Here is a 24,158-nt window from a genome sequence, read left to right as displayed (position 1 = left end):
CACGAGACTCGTGTTTCTGGAGGACCGGGTGAACTTCCTCGGCCTCGGACTCGGGTCGTTTTTTGCGAGAGCGAGCGGACGATGGCGAAGGTGATGACGGCCAAGGTCAAACTCCAGTGCCCGGGTGGTCAGGCGACCCCCGCGCCGCCGGTCGGCCCCGCGCTCGGCCAGCATGGGGTCAACATCGGCCAGTTCGTGATGCAGTTCAACGACCGTACGAAGGATATGAAGGGGACGACCATCCCGGTCGAGATCACCATCTATTCCGACCGGTCGTTCGAGTTCATCACCAAGAGCCCGCCCGCCGCCGTGCTGCTGAAGCAGACCGCCGGGATCGCATCGGGTTCGGCCGAGCCCCACAAGACCAAGGTGGGGACGGTCACACCCGACCAAGTCAAGAAGATTGCCGAGACGAAGTTCAACGACCTCAATGCTCGAGATATGGAACACGCCTGCCGGATCATCGCGGGCACGGCTCGGAGCATGGGGATCGAAATTAAAGGTTGATCTCACGGTTCCGACCGTGATCGAAGTTCGCTAGAATCCCCGTCGGGTCGCTCGACCTGGGGCCGGCGCGACCGCCCGCCGAGACCCCTCGACCCAGACGGTTTGCTTCCCCGGGCGGCAGCCCTCCCTCTGGAGTGCGTGAATTGAAGGTTCAGTCCAAGAGATATCGAGCTTTGCGGGACAAGGTAAAATCCCTTGATCCGATCCCGCTGGCCGACGCGATCAAGCAATTGAAGACGTTCGGCACCACGAAGTTCAACCAGACCGTCGAGGTCTCGACCAACCTGGGGATCGACCCCCGGCAGAGCGATCAGAACGTCCGAGGATCGGTCGCACTCCCGCACGGGATTGGTAAGGCTGTTCGCGTCGCGGTCTTTGCTCAGGGCGAAAACGCCGAGAAGGCGACCGCCGCCGGTGCCGACATCGTCGGCGGGGATGACCTGGCCCAGCGGATCAAGGGCGGGTTCATGGATTTCGACGTCGCGCTGGCGACTCCCGACATGATGGGTGTGGTCGGTCCCCTTGGGCGAGTGCTCGGCCCTCGAGGCCTGATGCCTTCGCCTCGCTCGGGCACCGTCACCACGGATATCGCCTCGGGCGTTCGCGAGTTCAAGGCGGGCAAGATTGAGTTCCGGAGCGATAAGGGCGGAAACGTCGCCGCACCCGTGGGGAAGATCAACTTCTCCGACGAGCAACTCGTCGACAACATCAACACGTTCCTGAACCACCTCCGGTCGGTCAAGCCGGCGGCCGCCAAGGGGACGTTCATCCGGACGATCACGATCTCGGCGACCATGAGCCCGGGCATCAAGGTCCTGGCCTGACCCGGAACCTTCAGGGAGCGGTGGCCGAGCGGGGCGGATTCGCCCTTCGCGTCGCACCGGACGAATCGACTGAGATGAGCAAGTACGTCAAAGAACTGATGATGGATCAGCTCAAGACCGAGCTCGATGGCGACCGGTCGGTCCTGATCCTGGACCTGAAGGGACTGGACGCGATCACGGAGTTCCAGTTCCGCCGCGACCTTCGCAAGAAGTCGATCAAGATGCGCGTCCTGCGGAATACGCTGGCCCGCCGCGTCTTCGAGGATATGGGCATCGGCGGCCTCTCGCAGTACCTCGAAGGCCCCAGTGTGGCCGTCTGGGGTGGCGATGGCGTTGCCGAGCTGGCCAAGGAAATCTCGGATCAAGTCAAGAAGCTGAAGAAGCCCGAGATCAAGGGTGGGTCGGTTGACGGAACGGTGATCGGTCCCGATCAGGTCGAGGATATCACCAAGCTCCCCAGCCGCGAGGCTTTGATCGGTCGAGTCGTCAGCCTGGCCCTGGCCCCGGTCTCCCGGGTCATCAGCCTGGCGAATGCCCCGGCCAGCGGCCTGCTGGGACAGCTCAAGACCCTCTCCGAGGGAGCCCCGGCCGACGAGGCCACGCCCGAAGCCGAGGCTACTCCGGCGGAAGGGGCCTGATTGGCCCCGGACGTCCATTGCACTTATTTGGAAATGTTGGTCGTCGTCGGAATCGATCGGGTGTCTGTCAAGCACCCCTCACCCATACGAATCTCGCGCGAAGCTCGTGCGGATCTCCCGAAAGGATCGGATTGAGCCATGGCCACCGCCGAAACCGCCTCGTACGCTGATCACATCAAGTCCCTGGGCGACTCGATCGTCAAGCTGACCGTCCTCGAAGCCAAGTCGCTCGGCGACTACCTCGAAGACGTCCACGGGATCAAGGCCGCCGCCGTCGCCGCCGGCCCGGCCATGGCTGCCGCCCCGGCCGCCGCCGCCGCCCCGGTCGAGGCTCAGACCGAGTTCGATGTCGTCCTGGAGGCCTTCGACGCTGCCAAGAAGATCGGCATCATCAAGGTCGTCCGCGCCGCGACCGGACTCGGCCTGAAGGAGGCCAAGGACGCCGTCGAGGCCGCTCCCAAGGCGATCAAGACCGGCATCTCGAAGGACGACGCCGACAAGCTCAAGAAAGAGCTGGAAGAGGCCGGCGCCACGGTCAAGATCAAGTGACCAGTGGCCCGGAGGCTTTCCGGGTCGACTGTGCGATGTTATTTTTGGACTTTGGCGACCCTGTCCGCATAGGATGGGGTATGCCACCCGCCTTTTTGACTCTTCCGCCCCGGCTTCGACCTTCCGAGTCGTCGTCGGGGTGTTTCGACGCGCGGTGTCGGGCTTTGCTCGTTCCCCCGTCCACTCGGTTTTAAACGCAACACCCCGCACCCGCACTTACCGGCCCCGGATCCAGCGAACGCGTCCTGATCGATCCCGACCGGTTGTCCGCGCCTACCCATCTCCCTTGAGGAGCGTCCTTTCATGGCCACTGCTAGCACCGTGCGGCGCATCACCCCCGAACGGCGGCGGAACTTCGGCAAGATCTACGACATCCACCCGGTTCCCGACCTGACAGAGATCCAGACCCGCAGCTACGAGCGGTTCCTCCAGGCCGATCTCCCGGCCGAAGAACGTGCCGACGCCGGGCTGGAAGGGGTGTTCCGCGAGATCTTCCCGATCGAGAGCTATGACAAGACCCTCAAACTCGAATACATCAAGTTCGACCTGGGCAAGCCCCGCTACGAGCCCGACGAGTGCCGCCAGCTTCGCTTGAGCTACGGTCGACCGCTCCACGTTTGGCTCCGCCTCAACAAGGGCGAGACCGCCCTGGAGGAGTCGGTCTACCTCGGTGATATGCCGATCATGATCGGTGGCGGGGAGTTCATCATCAACGGTGCCGAGCGCGTGGTCGTCAGCCAGCTCCACCGGAGCCCGGGCGTCGACTTCGTCGTGGATATCGAGGCCGGCGACAAGAAGCTGCACGCCTGCCGGGTCATTCCCGAACGCGGGAGCTGGATCGAACTTCAGGTCACGAAGAAAGACACGCTCGGCGTCCGGATCGACCAGTCAGGCAAGTTCTCGTCGATGACGCTGCTCCGGGCGATGAGCCCGATGTATTCCTCCGACGACGCGATCCTCCAGGCTTTCTACGACTCCGAGGAGATCGACACCGGCGAGACCGACGCCGCGACTCGGATCGAAGGCCGGATCGCCTGCGGTGACATCGTCGACCCGAATACGGGCGAGGTCTTGATCGACAGCGGGTCCACCATCTCGAAGGTCTCGGCTCAGGTCCTCGCCGACGCCAAAATTGGGGTCATCAGTGTCCTGAAGGACGTCAAAGATCAACTGATCCTCCAGTCGCTCCAGGAAGACCAGACCACCGACCACGAGAGCGCCCTGCTCCGGATCTACCAGCGGCTCCGGCCGGGTAATCCGCCCCAGCTCGAGAAGGCCAAGGAACTGTTCCACGAGAAGTTCTTCGATACCAATCGGTATCGGCTGGGCAAAGTCGGCCGATTCCGGATCAACCGGAAGTTCAGCCAGACGGTCGCCGACGACCAGATGATCCTGGATCCGCTCGACTACGTCAACGCGATTCGCTACATCCTCAATCTCCGCAAGGGGAAGGGGCATGTGGACGATATCGACCACTTGGGCAACCGACGACTCCGGACCATCGATGAACTGGCTGCCGACGAACTTCGAAAGGGGTTCCTCAAGCTCCGCCGGACCGTCCAGGAGCGGATGAGCCTGAAGGATGCCGAGGACATCACCCCTCGGAGCCTGATCAATCCCAAGAGCATCAGCGCGGCGATCGAATATTTCTTCGGCCGAGGCGAGCTTTCGCAGGTCGTCGACCAGACCAACCCCCTCGCCCAGCTCACCCACGAGCGGCGGCTTTCGGCCCTCGGGCCGGGCGGCCTGAACCGGAAGCGGGCCGGCTTCGAGGTCCGCGACGTCCACATCTCCCACTATGGCCGGATCTGCCCGATCGAGACGCCCGAAGGGACGAACATCGGCCTGATCAGCTCGCTCGGGATCTATGGGGGTGTCGACGAGTACGGCTTCCTCGTGACCCCTTACCGAGAGATCAAGGACGGGCACCGGACCGATCATGTGGTCTGGATGCGTGCCGACGAGGAGAGCGAGGCTTATCTGGCCCCGGCCGATGCCCCGACCGATGAGGACGGGAAGCTCAAGGGACCCCACGTCATCGCCCGGTATCAGACCGACTTCCACACGATCCCGACCGAACAGGTCCAGTTCCAGGATATCTCGCCCAAGCAGATGGTGGGCGTCTCGGCCGGCTTGATCCCCTTCCTGGAGCACGACGACGCCAATCGGGCCCTGATGGGCTCGAACATGCAGCGTCAGGCGGTCCCCTTGCTCGTGGCCGAGCCGCCGATCGTGGCGACCGGGCTGGAGCGTGAGGTCGCGATGAACTCGGGGATGATCATCAAGGCTCCGCACGACGCGACGGTCACGTACGTCGACGCCACTCGGATCATCCTCGACCACAACATCATCTACAAGCTTCGAAAGTATGTCGGGCTGAACGAGCGGACCTGCCTGAACCAGAAGCCGGTGGTCTCTCCCGGCCAGGAGGTCAAGAAGGGCGAGATCCTGGCCGACGGAGCCGCGACCTACAAGGGAGAGCTGGCCCTGGGCCGGAACGTCCTGGTCGGGTTCATGGCCTGGGACGGCTACAACTTCGAGGATGCGATCATCCTCTCCGAGCGAATCGTGAAGGAGGACGTCTACACGTCCATCCACATCGAGGAGTTCGAGATCGAGATTCGCGAGACCAAGCTCGGCCGCGAGGAGTTCACCCGCGACATCCCCAACGTCTCGGAGAAGGCCCTCCGAAACCTCGACGAAAACGGGATCGTCCGGATCGGGACCTACGTCAAGCCCGGCGACATCCTGGTGGGCAAGGTCGCTCCGAAGTCCAAGAGCGAGCTGACTCCCGAGGAAAAACTGCTCCACGCGATCTTCGGGCGGGCCGGCGAGGACGTCAAGAACGACAGCCTCGAAGTCCCCTCGGGTGTCGAAGGCATCGTGATCAATACCCAGCGGTTCAGCCGCCGGATGAGCCTCAACGAAGAAGAGCGCAAGAACTTCGAGAAGGAGCTGAAGGACACCGAGGCGGCCGAGAGCGTCAAGATCGCCGATGAATACAAGCAGATGATCAAGGCGCTCGAGGAAGTCCTCGGCGGACCGGTCACCGACCCGACCACGGGCAAGCCGTTCGGCCGCGACAAGGATCCCAAGAACCTGGCCGACGAGTCCGAACGGTTCAAGCTCGAGGCGCTCGACCTCCGGAGCCCCGAGATGGCCGTCGAGGCCCGCAAGGTGGTCCGGCAGTACTCGCCGAGGATCGAGTCGCTCCGCGACGAGAAGGACCGCCGGCTCAACAGCCTGAAGCGGGGCGACGAGCTTCCTTCGGGCGTCTTGCAGATGGTCAAGATCTACATCGCGACCAAGCGGGTGATCTCGGTCGGCGACAAGATGGCGGGTCGTCACGGGAACAAGGGGGTCATCGCCAAGATCCTCCCCGAGGAGGATATGCCCTTCCTCGCCGACGGCACCGCCGTCGAGATCCTGCTCAACCCGCTGGGCGTGCCGAGCCGCATGAACGTGGGTCAGATCCTGGAGACCCACCTGGGCTGGGCCGCGGCCAAGCTCGGATTCCAGGCCCTCTGCCCGGTGTTCGACGGGGCGACCGAGGAGACGATCCGCCAGTGCCTGGTGGACGCCGGCCTGCCCGAGAACGGCAAGGCGGTCCTCTACGACGGCCGGACGGGCGAGAAGTTCGACCAGCGCGTGACGGTGGGCTACATCTACATGCTGAAGCTCCACCACCTGGTCGACGACAAGATCCACGCTCGGGCCACCGGCCCCTACTCGCTGATCACGCAGCAGCCCCTGGGCGGCAAGGCCCGGTTCGGCGGCCAGCGATTCGGCGAGATGGAAGTCTGGGCGCTCGAGGCCTACGGGGCCGCCTACATCCTCCAGGAGTTGCTCACCGTCAAGAGCGATGACGTCGAGGGGCGGACCAAGATCTACGAGTCCATGGTCAAGGGGGAGAACACCCTCGAAGCCGGCACCCCCGCCAGTTTCGACGTCTTGACCAACGAGATCCGCGGCCTCGGGCTCAACATGCAGCTCGAGAAGAAGCGGATCTGACCCACCGAAGCAACCGGCACGCCGAGGATCGATGGTCCTCGGCGTGCCGTCTTCAACTCCGATGATGCACTCATTCGGGGTCGAAGCCGATTCCTCGATCTACCCTACCAGGGATCCTCGTTTCGCAGCCTTCCCGCTTGCGGTTGGGTGCTCTAGCGACGATGGTCCGAAGAGGCGTTTCGAACAAAATCTTGATGTCAAGAGAATTATGCTTGGAATCGACGACGGGATCGATTATTCTCGACAAGAAGCGACTCCGGCGGCAGTCCGATCCAGGGACCAATGGGCCGGATTCTGGCCGCGCCTTCGAGGTTTCGACTTGGAACTTGGGGTCATTCATGTCCGGCCAGGGAGGCTGCCGGTGGCATTTGACGCGGGCAGGATGGCCGCTTGAACCGCGACAACCTTCTCCGGGCTGAGAGGGTGGGATCGCGGGCTTTCGACTTTCGAAATCGATGAATTTGAACTTGGAAGTGCCTTGCCTATCCGACCGTTGAATTGACTTTCCCCTGAACTACCCCACTTCCGCATCGCCGGACGGCATGCAGAGGAGCGTGTCTCGTGAGCATGGGCGAAAGTGCCTACGATCGTATCAACGATTATGGCGCCGTCAAGATCGGGCTGGCCAGCCCTTACGACATCCGTAGCTGGTCGTTCGGCGAGGTCAAGAAGCCGGAGACGATCAATTATCGGACCTATCGTCCCGAGAAGGACGGCCTGTTCTGCGAGCGGATCTTCGGCCCCGAGAAGGACTGGGAGTGCGCCTGCGGCAAGTACCGCGGGATGAAGTACAAGGGGATGATCTGCGACCGATGCGGCGTCAAGGTGACGCACTCGCGCGTCCGCCGGAAGCGGATGGGGCACATCGAGCTGGCCGCTCCGGTGGTCCACATCTGGTTCTTCAAGGCGATGCCCAGCCGCCTCGGCACCCTGCTGGACATGAAGACCAGCAGCCTCGAGCGGATCATCTACTTCCAGGATTACGTGGTCGTCGACCCCGGCGATGCCCCCCTCAAGGAGCGCCAGCTCCTGACCGAGGAGGACTTCCGGAAGGCCCGCGAGCAGTTCGGCGACACCTTCCAGGCCGATATGGGGGCCGACGCGGTCCGAAAGCTCCTGGCCCGTCTCGATCTGGTCGGCCTCTCGAAGCAGCTTCGACAGGAGCTGACCGAGACCTCCAGCAAGCAGAAGCTGAAGGACCTGACCAAGCGGCTCAAGGTCGTCGAGAGCCTCCGCGACTCCGACAACCGGCCCGAGTGGATGGTCCTGGAAGCGATCCCGGTCATCCCTCCCGACCTCCGGCCTCTGGTCTTGCTGGATAGCGGGAACTTCGCGACCAGCGACCTCAACGACCTCTACCGCCGGATCATCAACCGGAACAACCGACTCAAGAAGCTGGTCGACCTTAACGCGCCCGAGGTCATCATCCGCAACGAAAAGCGGATGCTCCAGCAGGCCGTCGACGCCCTCTTCGACAACAACCGGTGCAAGCGGCCGGTCCTGGGGTCGAGCAACCGCCCGCTCAAGTCGTTGACCGACATGATCAAGGGCAAGCAGGGGCGGTTCCGCGAGAACCTCCTGGGCAAGCGCGTCGACTACTCGGCCCGGTCGGTGATCGTGGTCGGCCCCGACCTCCGGCTCCACCAGTGCGGGCTCCCGAAGAAGATCGCTCTGGAACTCTTCCAGCCGTTCATCATCCGACGCCTCCGCGAGCTGGGCCACGCCGACACCATCAAGTCGGCCAAGAAGATGCTCGAACGGAAGGTCGAGGAGGTGTGGGATATCCTGGAGGAGGTGATCAAGAATCACCCGGTCCTCCTGAATCGCGCCCCGACCTTGCACCGAATGGGCATCCAGGCCTTCGAACCGGTCCTGGTCGAAGGCAACGCCATTCGAATCCACCCGCTGGTCTGCAAGGGCTTCAACGCCGACTTCGACGGCGACCAGATGGCCGTCCACCTGCCGCTCTCGATCGAGGCGCAGGTCGAGGCGATGACCCTGATGATGTCGACCAACAACATCTTCAGCCCCGCCAACGGCAACCCGATCATCAGCCCGACCCAGGACATCGTCATGGGTTCGTACTATGTGACGGTCCAGCGCCCCGGGGAGCCCGGCGAATACAAGAACGAGAACGGGATCGAGACCGGCGTCTACTCCACGCCCAACGAACTCTTCCTGGCCTTCAGCCAGAAGAAGGTCGGGGTCCACGCCCGGATCAAGATGCGGCTCCCCGCGCACAAGCGGCTCAAGGGAGAGGGCGAGAAGGAGTACACCCCGGGCATGGTCGTCACCACGACCACCGGCCGGGTGATCTTCAACGACATCCTCCACGCCAAGATGCCGTTCTACAACATGGCACTGGGGCAGAAGCAGCTCCAGATGATCATCGCGGACTGCTACCAGATCCTGGGCCGGGCCGAGACCATCGCCCTGCTCGACAACATGAAGGACCTGGGCTTCCGCGAGTCGACCCGCTCGGGCCTCTCGTTCGCCACCGACGACCTGAAGACCCCGACGACCAAGGACACGATCCTGGCCGAGACCGAGAAGGACGTCGCCAAGACGGCCAAGCTCTACCAGCGCGGGATCATCACCGAGCAGGAGCGCTATAACAAGGTCCTCGACGCCTGGACCCACGCCCGCGAGCGGATCACCACCGAGATGATGGAGCAGCTCCGGAACGACGTCCGGAACGGAGAAGTCTACCTCAACCCGATCTTCCTGATGGCCGACTCGGGTGCCCGAGGCGGTGTCGAGCAGATCCGCCAGCTCGCCGGCATGCGAGGCCTGATGGCCAAGCCGTCCGGCAAGATCATCGAGACGCCGATCAAGGCCAACTTCCGCGAAGGGCTCTCGGTGCTGGAGTACTTCTCCTCCACCCACGGGGCCCGGAAAGGGTTGGCCGACACCGCGCTCAAGACGGCCGACTCGGGCTACCTGACCCGTAAGCTGGCCGACGTCGCCCAGAATGTCGTGATCACGCAGGAAGACTGCGGGACCTCGCAGGGGATCACCAAGGGCGTCGTCTACAAGGGCGAGAAGATCGAGGTCAGCCTCCAGCAGTCGATCCGCGGGCGGGTCAGCCGGGTCAATATCGTCAACCCGATCACCGATGAGGTGGTGGTCAAGGAAAACGAGATGATCACGGTGGCCTCGGCTCGGAAGCTCGAGGATATGAACATCGAGAAGATCCAGGTCAGGAGCCCGATGACCTGCGAGGCTTCGCTGGGGATCTGCCGGCGATGCTACGGGATGGACCTGTCCACCGGCCAGCTCGTCGAGCCCGGCATGGCGGTCGGGATCATCGCTGCCCAGTCGATCGGCGAGCCGGGCACCCAGCTGACGATGCGGACCTTCCACATCGGCGGCGTGGCGACCCGAGGCGTCGAGGAGAAGGACCACAAGGCCAAGCGAGAGGGCAAGGCCAAGTACGTCGGGATCAACCTGGTCGTCAACGACGAGGGCCAGAAGATCGCCCTCTCGCGGAACGGCGAGATCCAGATCCTCGACCCCAAGGGTCGCGAGCTGGAGAAGTACGACGTCCCCGACGGTGCCGAGATGAAGGTCGAGGATGGTGCCCACGTCACCCGAGGCTCGGTCCTCTGCGAGTGGGACCCCCACAACATCCCGATCCTGGCCGAGGTCGGCGGCAAGGTCCGTTTCGAGGACATCATCGAGAACGAGACCGTGAAGATGGAGAGTGACGCCTCCGGTCACGTCCGTCGGACCATCATGGAGCACAAGGGCGAGCTCCACCCGCAGATCCTCATCGAGGACAATGAAGGCCGGATCCTGGCCTACAACTACATCCCCGAAGGGGCGGGCATCGAGATCAACGAGGGGACGATGATCACGGCCGGCACCCTGCTGGCCAAGACCCCTCGAGAGGTCGGCGGTACCCAGGACATCACCGGCGGTCTCCCGCGGGTGACGGAATTGTTCGAGGCCCGTCGTCCCAAGGAGCCCGCCGTCATCGCCGAGATCGACGGCCGGGTCGAGCTCCTCGACGAGAAACGCCGGGGCAAGCGGACGATCATCGTCAAGAACGAGAGCGGGATCGAGCGTGAGCACCTGGTCCCGCACGGGAAGTACCTCCGGGTCCACGGCGGGGCCCGAGTTCGGGCCGGCGACGCCCTGGTCGAGGGGCCGCTGGTCCCCCACGACATCCTCCGGATCTCCGGCGAGGAGGCGGTCCAGCGCTACCTCCAGCGCGAGATCCAGAACGTCTACCGGTCCCAGCGCGTCGAGATCGACGACAAGCACCTGGAGATCATCATCGCTCAGATGCTCCGGAAGGTCCGCGTGGACTCCGTCGGCGACACCGGGCTCTTGCCCGGCTCGGTCATCGACAAGTTCGAGTTCCGCGGGACCAACATGGAACTGATGGGCTGCGTGAAGATCAAGGATCCCGGCGATACCGACTTCCGCCAGGGGGATATCGTCCCTCGCGACCACTTCGACCAGGAAAACATGCGGGTCGAACAGGCCGGATCGAAGAAGGCCGAATGGATCCGCCCCAAGCCCGCTTCGGCGAGCACCCAGCTCCTGGGGATTACCAAGGCGGCCGTGCAGTCCGAAAGCTTCATCTCGGCGGCGAGCTTCCAGGAGACCACCAAGGTCCTCACCGAGGCCGCGCTGGCGGGCAAGGTCGACTACCTGGTCGGGCTCAAGGAGAATGTCATCCTGGGTCACCTGGTCCCGGCCGGGACCGGGTTCAAGAGCCACCAGGAGGCCGAGGTTCGGATTCGTCCCGAGGCCCTCGAAGCCCTGGCCGAGAAGGGTCCCGGCTTCAGCCGATACCCCCGAGACGAAGCCCCCGCACCGGCCGGCAAGGCCGAGTGATCGTGCCCATCTCGACGTCCCGATGACCAACCCAGGCCCGTCCTCCCCGCTTCCAAGCGGGGACGGCGGGCCTTCTTCGTTGGCCGAAAGAGGTCGTCCTCATGGAATCGATCGCAACTCGGATCGGACTTCGAGCCGGGATAGTGTGATGAACCGGCCCGAGGGGTCCTGGAAGTGACCCAGCTCCCGAACGAACGGCACGGTCAGGTGGTCTGCGAAGAGCGAGACGACCATCGCTGGGAAGCCTTCCGGAATTCGGGCTGGGATCTCCCGGAAAGCCTGCTATTCCCGGCATTTTCCAGCGATGTAATCCGGGGCGATCTCGACTGCTGATGCCAGCGGGGGCTCACTGGGTGTCGAAGACTCGATGAGAGCCCCTGAGTTCGAGCCTGGGTTCGTTTCGTTCGGGACTGCGCCCGACTTCCCGCAGGGTGCTTGGGTTCGTTTCGCCGGGCTCATATCGCCAAAGGATCTGGCGATGGAGGTCTTTTTTTGGTCGGGGTTTGCGTCGAATTGGGTTCGTTTTTCCTAGGGCTCTCAGAGGCGTTTTACGACCACGGCGGTCACGTCATCGGGCTGCACGGACCCGGCGGTGTGGGTGAGGAGGTCCTGGTAGATTGCGTTAATCAGTTGATTCGCGGGAAGTTCTCGGTGGCGGGCAAGGGCGGCTCCCACTCGGTTCTCGCCGAACTGGACGTTATCCGGGTTGGCCCACTCGGTGAAGCCGTCGGTGAAGACGGCCAGGATATCGCCAGGGGCGAGGGGGACGTCGGTCGATTCGGCACGGGTCAGTTCGGGGGCCACGCCGAGGGGGCATCCATGCGGGGGTAACTCTTCAACGATCCCGGTCGAAGCTCGATAGACGAGGTTCGGGCCGTGACCGGCCGAGGTGTAGCGGACCCGGCCGTCGAGGGGATGAAGGAGGCCGAAGAAGAGGGTGATGAACCGGTCCTCGGGGAGGTCTTCGGAGAGGAGTAGGTCGACGCGTTCGACGAGCCGGGCGGGGTCCTGGAGCTGGGTGACGGTCGCCCGAATGAAGGCCCGGCACTCGGCCACGAGCAGGGCGGGGCCGATCCCGTGCCCAGCGACGTCGGCCACGGTCAGGGCGACCGGGCCATCGTCGAGGGCCTGGAGGTCGAAGAAGTCGCCTCCGGTCTCATCGGCCGGTAGATTCCAGCCGGCCAGGTCGTAGCCGGCGACCTTGGGGGGGCGCCGGGGCATCAGGCCCTGCTGGATTCGCTTGGCCACGTCCAGGTCACGCTCGAACCTCCGACGCTCCTCGGCCTGGTCGAAGAGGAGCTGGCGTTGGATCGCCACCCCAACCTGGACGGCCAGGGCGGTGGCCAGGGCCTCGTCGCGAGCGTCGAACGGTCCGCTCCGACTATTCAGGGCATTGAGGACCCCGATGGGACGCTCGTCCCAGCCACGGATCGGGACGGTCAGGAGCGACCGGGTCCGATAGCCGGTCTTCCGGTCGACCTCGGGATTGAACCTCGGGTCCACATGGGCGTCGGCCAGTCGGATCGGATGTCCATCCCGGAACACGGCCCCGGCGATCCCGCGATCGGCCGGGAACCGCAGGCCGGGCTCGCCGGTGACGGCCCTTCCGACCAACTCGTTGGTCTTCTCGTCGTGGACGAAGACCCCGGCTCGATCACAGTCGAGGACGCGGAGGGCCGCGGCCTCGACTTGCTCCAGGAGCGGCTGCAACTCGGGCGAGGCGGCCAGCCCTCGTGCGACATCCAGGACGGCCATCAGATCGGCCGCGCTCGGGCTGGCCGACGAGTCCTGGGTCTGATCGTCCTCGGCAGCGCTCATCGCGTGGCTCCCAATCGACTCGTCTCGGAGGATCCCGAGTATGTCAGGACTGTGGAGGACGTTCAACGTCGCACCGCCATCCCGGGGCCGCTGGAAGTCCGGGGTGGTGATGGCGGTGAACCCCGGGTTAGGGCGGTGTCCCGGTCGCTCGCACAAGTCCAGGGTACTCCGACGGTGACGAAGTGGATCGTTCTCGGTTCGCCCCGGCGGAGGCCAGGCCGATGGCGTGGACGTCTTTGGGAGCCCGGGAAGGGCGGGTGCATGCCCGGGGCGGTAGTGGCTGATCATGCCCCTGTTACGATCGGAACAATGGCTTCGAACGCCTCGTCCTCCATTTTCGACCCATCAACTATGTCCGATGCTAGTGCAGTCCGGCCTCCTAGGTTGGACGAGGGGACGAACGTTCGGTCATGTGACCGGGCTCCGAAGCGGATGCCGGCGGGCGTTGGCCGAGCACTTCCTGAGAGGTACATAGATTGCGGTGAAGGCGCGAGCGATCGGAGAGACCACCCGCGTTCGCGCGCCCCGATCGCTTGCGGTCCGGGGCCGATTCCTCGGCTGACCCCGAGACAATCCTGCCGATTCAGGTAAACTCAAGGGAGACTTCGATCGTCGATAACGCGGCTCTTTGATTGGGGACCACCTGTCCTCACCGCGCCCGAACCGGGAGGGCGAACCGGGAAAGTTGTCGCCGATTCTGGGCGTCGGAGTCGAATGCATCTCGATCGGAAGGGGTAGGATCATGTCGCCAGATCTGGGCCGAATCGAGATACCTCCCCTCTTCCAGTTCGGGATCGCCGCCGCCACGATCATGACGGTCTTGATGGGCATCCTCGTGCTCCGACTCAATCGGAGTCACGCCCGGCTTCGTGCCCGGCTCGAGGAGCAACTTGCCGCGACTCGTGCCAAGGAGCGGGCACTCCGCGAGTCCGAGGTCTTCTATCATTCCCTGGTCGAGAGCCTCCCTCAGAGCATCCTCCGGAAAGATCGGGAGGGCCGCTTCACCTTCTGCAACCGCAACTTCAGCCGCGAGATGAACCTGACCCCCGAGCAGGTCCAGGGCAAGAACGATTTCGATTTCTACCCTCGAGAGCTGGCGGTGAAGTATCGCGAGGACGATGCCCGGGTGATCGAGGCCGGCCAACCCTTCGAGGCCGTCGAGGAACACATCACCCCTAGCGGGCATGTCATCTACGTTCATGTGACAAAAACGCCGCTGTATGACAGCTCCGGGAGGGTCATCGGGATCCAGGGGATTTTCGGCGACGTCACGGAGCGGAAGCGGGCCGAGGAACTCCTGCAAACCCAGAATCAACTCCTCCAGGAGATGGCGGAATCGGAACGCCAGGCCCACGAGGACCTCAAGAAATTCCAGAGCCATCTGGTCCAGTCGGAGAAACTGGCCGGGCTCGGCCAGATGGTTGCCGGGGTCGCCCACGAGATCAATAACCCCCTCTCCTTCGTCGGCAACAACGTGGCGGTCCTCCAGCGAGACCTCGGCGAGATGGTGGCCGTGCTGGCCCTCTATCGCGAGGGGGAAGAAGCCTTGGAGGGCGTCCTGCCGGATCTGGTCGGGAGGATCCGCGAGATCCGAGATCGGGTCGACCTCGATTACTCGCTGGAGAACCTCCCCAGGCTCCTCAGCCGGACCCGAGACGGGCTGGCCCGGATCCAGCAGATCGTCAAGGATCTCCGGATCTTCGCCCGGCTCGACGAGGGGTCGCTCAACGAGGTCGACCTCAACGAGGGGATCCTCTCGACCATCGGCATCATCCAGGGTCACGCCAAGAAGAAGCGAGTGCAGGTGGAGACCGACCTCCACAATCTCCCCGCGGTGACCTGCTTCGCCGCCAAGATCAATCAGGTCATCATGAACCTGGTGATGAATGCCATCGACGCCTGCGACGAGGGGGGGGCGGTGACCATCCGCTCGCTCCCGGAGAATGACAACGAGGGCGTCCGGATCGACGTCATCGACCACGGATGCGGGATCGACCCTATCATCTGCGAGCGGATCTTCGACCCCTTCTTCACGACCAAGCCGGTGGGGGTGGGGACCGGCCTGGGCCTCTCGATCAGTTATGGGATCATCCAGGATCACGGCGGCTCGATCGAAGTCGAGTCGATCCCGGGCCAGGGTTCGCGGTTCACGATCCACCTGGCGACCCGGATGGCTGTCCCTTCGAGACAGCCTGCCAGGCCCGAGATCGATCGGGGAGAGGCAGCGGAATCGCCTCCCTTGATCGCACCCTGATGGACTGGATATGCTGAAATGTAAGGGCGAGGCCTCGAGACACCTCCGCTCATCTTCGACCCGAATCCGTCGGGTCGTCCCCTCCACAGGCGCCCTGCTCATGAACGCGACGCTCCTGGCCTGGCTCGTTCTATCTCTGCCGGTCTCGAATGGCGCGGTCGGCGAAGATCCGCCTTCCTCGCCGGCCCAGGCACCCGAACAGGTCCCTTCCGATGTGGATAAGGAGATCCGGGCCACGCTCGCCTCGTTCGTCGAATCCTTCGACCAGGGGAATGCCCAGTCGATTGCCGATCTGTTCACCGAGGGGGGCGAGGCGATCGATCACGAGGGCGTCGCCATTCGCGGCCGCGAAGCCATCAAGGACCATTACGCCGGACGCTTCGCCGACATGCCCGGAGATAAGATCGAAGGAATCGTCGAGTCGATCCACCTGCTGGCCCCTGGCCTGGCCCGGGTGGACGGCCGGGCCAAGCTCGTCCCGGCCGACGGATCGGAGCAATCCTGGTCGAGCCACTCATTGACGCTCGCGAAAGGGGAAGCGGGCTGGAAAATCGCCTCGATCGGCGAAGTTCTCCATGAGGAGATGAGTCGCCACGATCGGCTCGAAGAACTCGCCTGGCTCGTCGGAGAATGGGTCGAGGAGAGCGGCCAGGCCGTGATCAAGACCTCGCTCGATTGGTCGGAGGACGGGAACTATCTCCTCAGGAGCTTCGAGGTCCGCACCGAGGGTCATCCGATCCTCAAGGGAAATCAGCGAATCGGCTGGGACCCGCTCACTCGCCAGATCAAGTCATGGACCTTCGACTCCGAGGGTGGCTATCGCGTCGGCCACTGGGTCCGGAGTCAAGATCAATGGATCATCAAGTCGACGGGTGTTCGCCCCGATGGCCTGACCACCAGCGCCACCCAGTCCATGACCAGGGCTGGTAACGATCGCATTGTCTGGAAGTCGACTGATCGGACCATCGGTGGCGTGCCGATCGAGGACTTCGACGAGATCGTGATGGTCCGCAAGCCGCCAGAGCCCAAATAAACTGTCCAGAACCAAGAATCACCACCATCGAGGCCGACCATCATGAACCCAGCAATGCGAGTGGCTATCGCCTCGATTGTGACTCTCCTGGTCATCGCCGGGGAAACCACCGCCCAGGGTCGCCGAGGCGGCGGGGGGGGAGGGATGGTCGGGGGGCGAGGCCGGCCGAACGTCAGTCGACCGAACATCCCGAGCAACCCCGGTGCGAACGTCAGCCGCCCGAACATCAGCCGACCGAGCAACCCAGGTGCGAACACCAGTCGTCCGAACGTCAGCCGACCGAACAATCCAGGTGCGAACATCAGCCGCCCGAACAACCCCGGTACGAACGTTAACCGTCCGAGCACTCTCCCGAACATCAACCGGCCCGATGGGAATCGCCCGAATATCAACCGGCCCGATGGGAATCGCCCGAATATCAACCGGCCCGATGGGAATCGCCCGAACATCAACCGGCCCGATGGGAATCGCCCGAATATCAACCGGCCCGATGGGAATCGCCCGAATATCAACCGGCCCGAGGTCAATCAGCCGATCGTCAATCGGCCGAATATCAACAATAATCGCCCCAACTTGAACGTCCAGAATTCCAACAGGCAGAACATCAACAACAATAATGTTTTTAATAATCGCCAGAATACCAATAATAACTTCAATAACTTCAATCGAAACAATACAAACATAAACGTCGGTGGAGTGAACAACGTCGGCGGGAGAAATTATTTCCCCGGCTATGGAGGAGGGTTCGGAGGGCATGGAGGATATCCGGGGCCTGGCGGATATCGCCCCGGATATTCCAACTGGGGTGGGTACGGCGGATACCACGGGAGCCCCTATTACGGCTATCACCGGAACTGGGTTAACGGCTCCTGGAACGGGCATTATGGGCCGGGCTGGGGCTACTATAATGTGGGCAACAGCGCCCTGGGTGTGGGTGCGGCGGTCGGCCTCGCGGCCTGGGGGGTCGGGTCGCTGGTCAATAGCTGGGGTTATTCCCGCTATAGCAACCCGTATTACGGCACCTCGACTGTGGTCGTGCAGCAGCCCGTGGCGGCTGTGGCCTACGACTATTCGAGGCCGCTTGACGTGATGTCGTCTCCGCCTCCCGAAGAGGTGATCCAGACGGCGGACGAGAGTTTCGCTTCGGCTCGCCAGGCGTTCTACGCGGGGGATTACGTCCAGGCTCTCTCGCTGGCCGACAAGGCCCTCACCCAGACGCCGAACGACCCGATCCTTCACGAATTTCGGGCCATTTGCCTCTTCGCCCAGCGGAGGTATGACGAGGCTGCCGTGCCGCTTTACACGGTCCTCTCGGCCGGCCCCGGCTTCGACTGGACGACGCTGATCGGGCTCTATCCCGACGTCTCGACCTATACCGAGCAGCTCCGAGCCCTCGAGGCGTATTGCAACGCCTCGCCGAAAGCGGCCTCGGCCCGGTTCGTCCTGGCCGCCCTTTATCTCACCCAGAATAGCGCCGACGCGGCCGCCGTCCGGCTTCGTGAAGTCGTCGCGCTCCAACCCCAGGACCGGCTCTCGGCCCAGCTTCTCTCGGCCATCGAAGAGAGCCAGCAGCCCGCCGCAGCCGCGCCAGCTCAAGCAGAGGCCGTGCCGGCCGATCCGACACCTGCTGGCTCGAATGAGGCACCTCCCTTGCCTTCCGGCCCGCTCACGCCCAAATTACTCGGCACCTGGATCGCCAAGCCTGTGCCCGATGTCGCCATCACTCTGACACTCGGGCCGGAGAAGGCTTTCCTCTGGAAGGTCGATGAGAAGGGTCAGGCTCGCGAGATCAAGGGCGAAGCGGGACTCGACGACGATACCCTCGCGATGGTCCCGTCCGACATGCCTCCCATGGTCGGCAAGGTTACCTGGAAGGACGACGGCCACTTCCACTTCAAGGCGCTGGGCACTCCGGCGGATGACCCGGGACTCGATTTCGGTCGATGACCCGGGGCCGAATTGATGGAAATCCACCAGCTCCGCTACTTCGTCAAGGTCGCCGAGCTGGGTAGTTTCACCAGGGCTGCCGAGGCTTGCTTCGGCTCCCAGCCCTCGCTCAGCCAGCAGATCATCAAGCTGGAGGGCGAACTCGGCCGCCCCTTGTTTGAACTTCTCGGGCGGCGGGTCCTCCTGACCGAGGCCGGTCGCCGGCTCGGGCCGATGGGCGATCAGGTCCTCCGGCTGGTGGACGATGCGAAGTCTCTGGTTGAGGAAGATCCCGAAGCGGGCCGACTGGTGGTCGGCGCACCACCGACGGTGGTCCCCTACTTCCTGACCCAGGTCGTGGGGACCTTCGCGAGTCGATTCCCGAGAGCCCAGGTGGAACTGGTCGAGGAGGTGACCTCCTCGATCGTCAAGAAACTCGTCGACTGCGAAATCGACCTGGCGGTCCTACCCCTGCCGATCGAAGGCCACGACTTCGATGTCGAGCCACTTTTCGAGGAAGAGTTGCTGGTCCTCCTCCCCGACGATCATCGGCTGGTGGCCGCCGAGGTGGTGACCCTGGCCGACCTCCAGGCCGAGCCGTTCATCCTCCTGAACGACGCCCACTGCCTGGCCGGTAATGCGCTGGGGTTCTGCCAGCAGAAGCGATTCCGGCCGATCGTGACCGGTCGGGTCAACCAACTCGCCACGATTCAGGAGCTGGTCAGCGTGGGCCAGGGCGTCTCGCTGGTCCCCAAGATGGCCCGGAAGGCCGACAGGGATCCGAGACGCGTCTACCGACACCTTGCCGGCGACCGGCCGAGAAGGACCATCGGCCTGGTCCTCCTCCCGGACCGTCGTCAGGGTCCGCTGACGAGTCGATTCTCCGCCGTAATTCGGGACGCGGGGATTTCGGCCGGCGAGGCGAGATGTTTCGGGACGTCGTCCTCGACCAAGGCTAGGGCTCCCCGAGCCAATCGAATAAGGGTCCGGTATCGGGTCTGGGAACCCGGGGCCTGCTCCTGGAGCCGTGAGGCTTCGAGTCGACCAATGCTGGCCTCGACTTTCTTCGGAAAGTGTGTCCACGAAGCCATCGATCGACGGATTCTCTAATCGGGTGTCATGAGAGATTGTTTTTCGTTGGTGTCTCCCTTGCGTCCCCTCTATGATCGCCTTGGCCTAATCGAGCAAGGGTCGCGAGAGGCTTAGCCGTCATGGTCGATCAGGGTGATTCGCACGATGAGTAAGCGAAAAAATAAGCCAAACTCCCGAGGTCGGCGCGACCAATCCCCGTCCCCGGGCGAGCCGTTTATACCCGATGTCGTTTCGGAAGCGACCTCGCCCGGAGTCGCCCCGGAGCATTCTCCGATTACGACCTCGGATGGCTTGCCATCGACGGATAACGCCTCGATCTCCCTTTCCACGGTGCCGTTTTCCGAGGTCCTTCGCGATGAGTTGAAGCTGATCGCGGCGCGTCGCGAGGTCGTTTCGGGTCTCTTCGACGCGCAGAGCGCCTCTCTCGGGAGACCACTGCCCGATATCGATGATCGAACATTGGAGAGCCACGGATTGAGGGTGGCGGACATCGGCCCGGAAGGCCGGACCGATGAGGATTCCCTGGCCAAGCAGGCCCGACTGACAGCGCTTCGCGGGCACGTCACCGGCCTCTCGTTCAGCGGGGGCGGGATCCGGAGCGGGACATTTGCCGTGGGATTCTTGCAGGGCTTGGCTGCGCTCGGCCTGCTCCGGCGGATCGACTATCTCTCGACCGTCTCGGGCGGGGGTTACGCCGGAGCCTGGCTCGCGGCTTGGCTGAAGCGCGAGGGTGGCGACCCGGTCAACGTCGAGCGCCAACTCTCCCCCAGCCGGGTCACCCAGGCCCAGGCCTACCGAGAGCACCTGGTCCGAGATGAGGTCGTCGATGAGGAGCCCCAACCGCTCCGACACCTCCGTTCCTACAGCAGCTTCATGTTCCCTCGGCCGGGCATCCTCTCGGCCGACACCTGGACCGTGATCATGATCTGGGTCCGGAATGTGAGTATCAACCTGCTGATGCTCTTGCCGATGGCGATGCTCCTGGTCGTCGCGGCCCGGATGACCGTTCACGCCTTCGTCCGCTTCAATCCGGTCGGCTATGATCCGGGCTTCTTCGGGGGCTGGGATTGGTGGATCTCGCTCGTGGGTCTCGTCGTCGGGGCAGCGTTGATGTTCCGCGCCCTCACGGTAAACGCCCGCGAGTTGAGGGAGGTCCGCTTGCGCTATGTCCGGCCGGACGACACGATCGGAGCGGTGCCGCCGGTCGAACGCGAGGTGGTGATGAAGCGTGTTCGGGACGGGGTGATCATCCCCGGGTCGATCGCGGCGCTCCTCCTCACGATCAACCTTCGACCCCTCGTCTGGGGGATCGGCGAGCGTGTCGAGATGATCCGGTCGACGTCGGACGTCTCGGCGGCTTCAACCTTCGGGAGTGTGATCCTGGGAGCCCTCCAGGCAAACCTGGGCGTACTCGGGATGACCAACTTCGTGCTGACGGCCTTGGTCCTGGGTGGAGTCCTTGGCCTGGGGGCCGCGGGGAATGCGACTCGAATTGCCACTTCCCGAGTTCGAACGATCTCCACCCTGGCGTTGATGGCGACCTGGCTGGCCTTCTTCCTGATGGTCGGCCACTTGTTGATCCGGTTCTTCGGGAGTGGAGAGATCCCAGTCCTTGGATGGTTGGGAGGCTTGCCGGATGGCCTGCCCCTCGCACTGTTTGCGGTCGCTCTGGTCATCGAGTTGGTTGCGCTGGGCCGGCGAGGGCGTCGCTATGTGCTGGCGGCCTCGGTGGCCGGTGCCACCGGGGGTGTGCTCCTTGTCCTCCTGGAGGCGTTCCTCAAGGATCTCGCGGGGTCCGGCCGCCCCGGGATGATGGCGACGTTCGGGCCTCCCCTGACGCTCTTGATCGCGGTGGCGGCGTTGATCGTGCAGGCGGCCTTGCTCGGGCGAGTCGTGGGCGAGGCCGAACGCGAATGGTGGGCACGGATCAGCGCCCGGTTGACCCTGGTGGCGCTATTCTGGATCGTCGGGATGGCCACCGTGATCTATCTGCCGGGGGTGTTCCTGGCCTCGGGGACGATCACCCGCTCGCTGATCGCCTCGGGCTGGATCGTCACGGCCGCCGCCGGTGTCTTCTCCGGGCAACTCAAGCCCGCGAGGCAACAGGGAGACCCGGCCCTCCGGCTGACTCAGATCGCCTCACTGGCCGCGCAGGTCTTTTTGATCGGCTTGCTGGGCGTGGTCGCCCTGGTGGGTTCGATGATCGTGAACCGGCCGGGCCTCTTCACTCTCCGAGGGGACAACCTGGGGCCATTCGAATCCTACCTCGAAGGGGTGAAGGGGACCGCCCCGCTCTCGCTGGTCCTGCTGGGACTGGGTTCGCTGGTGCTCTACCTGCTGGCCAGGGAGCTGATCGACGTCAATCTCTTCTCGCTCAATGCGATGTACACCAATCGTTTGGCCCGATGCTATCTCGGGGCGTCGCGGCCGATGTCTTCCTGGGCCCGCCGGTGGGGCGGGAAGCACGATCCTCGAGTCCCTGCCGGGGCGCCATCGCTCAGTCGACCCTCCGAAAATCTCCCGATCCGCGCCGATAACCCGATCACGGGCTTCGACCCGTCGGATGACCTCGACCTGGGGCACCTCCGGATCGGCCGGGCGGAAGGGCAGGGGGGCGTCTATTACGGCCCGCACTTGCTGATCAATACGACGCTCAACCTGGTCGGCAGCGACGACATGGCGACCCGCGACCGCAAGGGAGAGTCCTTCACACTGTCTCCCTTATACTGCGGATCGAAAGGGGTCGGATTCGCCCGGTACGAGGGCGAGGTCACGAGGAGCGACGACTTCCAGCATCCCAACCTCACGCTGGGCCGGGCGATCTCGATTTCGGGAGCGGCGGTCGACCCGAACATGAGCTTCTACCAGTCGGCCCCGTTGACCGCCCTCCTGACTCTCTTCAACGCGAGGCTGGGCTACTGGATCGAGAAGCCCCGTCGCGACGGCTGGGGGGCCACCAGTCCCCGGTTCTCCGACCTCTGGCTGGACGAGTTCTTCGGACGGACCGACGGCAAGGGGAAATATTTGCATCTCTCCGACGGGGGCCACTTCGAGAATCTAGGGGCCTATGAGCTGATTCGCCGACGATGCCGATACGTCATCGTCGTCGATGCTGCCGAGGATGGCGATGCTTCCGATGACAATCTCGCCTCCCTGATCCGGCTCTGTCGGATCGACTTCGGCATCCGGATCAAGATCGACACCGCCCCGCTGAAGTCCGAGGGGCCGGAACGGCTCTCGCGTTCGCACGTCGTCATCGGCCAGATTCACTACGACGACGTCGACCGGGGCGAGCTTCCCGGCGTGCTCGTCTACGTCAAATCGTCGATGACCGGCGATGAGCCTCCCGACCTCCAGAAGTATGCCCGTCGAGACGATCGGTTCCCCCACCAACCGACCGACCTCAGGCAATCCTTCAACGAAGAACAATTCGAATGCTACCGATGCCTGGGCGACCACATCGCCCGGAAAATCTTCGAGGACCCGACTAACCGCGTCGTCGAAGATCTGAGGGTCGAGGCGCGAGAGAACGGGATCGATGAGACCGAGATCCTGAAGCTCGGCCATCGGAAGTATGTACCCCGGCTCTTCTCGGCGATCCAGGATCGCTGGTCCGAGCCGCCCGACGACCGGTCGGGGCAACTCGCCGAGGTCTCGGCCGCCTGGCTCTCGATCCAGCGCGATCTGTCCAGGCAGCCCGAGCTGGCCGATCTCAGCCGCGATCTCTATCCGATACTCCCCGAGATCATCGCAAGTTCTCCGGCGGACCGGGCCGCGCGAGCACACGCCGAAATCCATACGGTCAGCCGGATCCTTCAGGTCATGGAACTCACCTGGAGATCTCTCTCGCTCCAGCAAAATTCGTCGCTTTCGATCAACCGCGGTTGGATGAATACCTTCCGTCGATGTACCGGGACCGCCAGCTTCCGACGGCTCTGGCCGGTCCTCCGCCCCGAGTTCAGCTCCGAATTCGTTCGCTTCTGCGAACAGCAACTGAATCTGACCACCGCGATTCCCCAGGCCGTTCGCCTGGAGGTCGCCTCCACCGGCAATCCACCGATCGCGTCCGACTTCGGCGAGCATGGTGAAGCCCTCAGGCTCCTGGATCTCGAGTTCGAGCGAGAGTGGCCGGCCGACCATCGGGCCGGTCGTGGTCTCCTGGACCTGATTTCCCGGGCGAAGGACCTGAAACTCCGAAACTTGCCGATCTGGGTGATCTACCAGGGACCCTCCGGGACGGCGATGGCCGGAGATTCGCCCCAACGCTTTCCTTGCGGGATCATCCTCGCGGCACCGTTCCTGGATCATCCTCAACCGTCGCCCGACGATGAGGGGGTTCCGGTCGAACTCCTGGTCTGGGTCCGACGACCTTACCGATCCATTGGCCTGGCCTCGCATTGCCTCACTCGGAAGCTCGTCAATGGGCTCCGCGACGAGATCCAGGAAGCGCTGGGGCTGGATGGACCCTCGGCCCTCTGGGCTCGCTACCCCCTGCCCAATCCGGTCGACAACGATCTCGAACACGCGAGCTGGCTGGTCTTCCTCGCTCGGTACGATTTCAAGCCGAAGTACTGGAAGTCGTCGGAAGGGGCCGAACCCTGGTCCTGTTCGCTCCTGCACCTGGATTGATCCACCGGTCCCGACGATCCCCATCGAGAGGT

General features: G+C 63.8%; 12 protein-coding genes and 1 pseudogene. 12 read left to right on the top strand and 1 reads right to left on the bottom strand.

Annotated elements, in window-relative coordinates:
• Window positions 1–81 precede the first annotated feature (81 nt).
• From rplK to P12x_RS10240, 7 genes and pseudogenes are all read left to right on the top strand, one after another.
• On the top strand, window positions 82–507 hold the full coding sequence (gene rplK, locus P12x_RS10270; protein WP_435010774.1) for a 50S ribosomal protein L11: 426 nt from the start codon (window positions 82–84) through the stop codon (window positions 505–507).
• Window positions 508–650: 143 nt separating this feature from the next.
• Entirely contained in the window at window positions 651–1,331 is a 681-nt protein-coding gene (rplA, locus tag P12x_RS10265) for a 50S ribosomal protein L1 (RefSeq protein WP_435010773.1), read from the top strand.
• Between the two features lie 74 nt (window positions 1,332–1,405).
• Window positions 1,406–1,969, top strand: a complete 564-nt coding sequence (rplJ, locus tag P12x_RS10260; protein WP_435010772.1) for a 50S ribosomal protein L10 — start codon at window positions 1,406–1,408, stop codon at window positions 1,967–1,969.
• A gap of 138 nt (window positions 1,970–2,107) precedes the next feature.
• Window positions 2,108–2,518 carry a 50S ribosomal protein L7/L12 gene (gene rplL, locus P12x_RS10255; protein ID WP_435010771.1) on the top strand — a complete coding sequence of 137 codons (411 nt, stop codon included), beginning with the start codon at window positions 2,108–2,110 and terminating at the stop codon, window positions 2,516–2,518.
• A gap of 303 nt (window positions 2,519–2,821) precedes the next feature.
• The gene (gene rpoB / locus P12x_RS10250) at window positions 2,822–6,529 is read left to right on the top strand and encodes a DNA-directed RNA polymerase subunit beta (protein WP_435010770.1); all 3,708 of its coding nucleotides are present in this window, start codon (window positions 2,822–2,824) and stop codon (window positions 6,527–6,529) included.
• A gap of 567 nt (window positions 6,530–7,096) precedes the next feature.
• Window positions 7,097–11,302, top strand: a pseudogene (gene rpoC / locus P12x_RS10245) (DNA-directed RNA polymerase subunit beta'); the annotation flags it as partial.
• A 246-nt stretch (window positions 11,303–11,548) separates the two neighbouring features.
• A complete protein-coding gene (locus P12x_RS10240) occupies window positions 11,549–11,707 on the top strand; it encodes a hypothetical protein (protein ID WP_435010769.1) in 159 nt (52 codons plus the stop codon).
• 204 nt (window positions 11,708–11,911) lie between these two features.
• On the opposite strand, the gene P12x_RS10235 is transcribed toward P12x_RS10240, so the two are convergent.
• Window positions 11,912–13,192 carry a PP2C family protein-serine/threonine phosphatase gene (locus P12x_RS10235; RefSeq protein ID WP_435010768.1) on the bottom strand — a complete coding sequence of 427 codons (1,281 nt, stop codon included), beginning with the start codon at window positions 13,190–13,192 and terminating at the stop codon, window positions 11,912–11,914.
• A 742-nt stretch (window positions 13,193–13,934) separates the two neighbouring features.
• On the opposite strand from P12x_RS10235, the gene P12x_RS10230 reads away from it, so the two are divergent.
• From P12x_RS10230 to P12x_RS10210, 5 genes are all read left to right on the top strand, one after another.
• Window positions 13,935–15,446, top strand: coding sequence for a PAS domain-containing sensor histidine kinase (locus P12x_RS10230; RefSeq protein WP_435010767.1), 1,512 nt, complete (start codon window positions 13,935–13,937; stop codon window positions 15,444–15,446).
• A 100-nt stretch (window positions 15,447–15,546) separates the two neighbouring features.
• Window positions 15,547–16,479, top strand: coding sequence for a YybH family protein (locus P12x_RS10225; protein ID WP_435010766.1), 933 nt, complete (start codon window positions 15,547–15,549; stop codon window positions 16,477–16,479).
• A gap of 42 nt (window positions 16,480–16,521) precedes the next feature.
• Window positions 16,522–18,426, top strand: a complete 1,905-nt coding sequence (locus P12x_RS10220; RefSeq protein ID WP_435010765.1) for a tetratricopeptide repeat protein — start codon at window positions 16,522–16,524, stop codon at window positions 18,424–18,426.
• Window positions 18,427–18,441: 15 nt separating this feature from the next.
• Entirely contained in the window at window positions 18,442–19,515 is a 1,074-nt protein-coding gene (locus tag P12x_RS10215; RefSeq protein WP_435010764.1) for a LysR family transcriptional regulator, read from the top strand.
• Window positions 19,516–19,827: 312 nt separating this feature from the next.
• A complete protein-coding gene (locus P12x_RS10210; protein ID WP_435010763.1) occupies window positions 19,828–24,126 on the top strand; it encodes a patatin-like phospholipase family protein in 4,299 nt (1,432 codons plus the stop codon).
• The last annotated feature ends 32 nt before the right edge of the window (window positions 24,127–24,158 follow it).

The organism is Tundrisphaera lichenicola (assembly GCF_051175385.1).
Lineage (GTDB): Bacteria > Planctomycetota > Planctomycetia > Isosphaerales > Isosphaeraceae > Tundrisphaera > Tundrisphaera lichenicola.
This window is presented reverse-complemented; position numbering and strand designations above follow the sequence as displayed.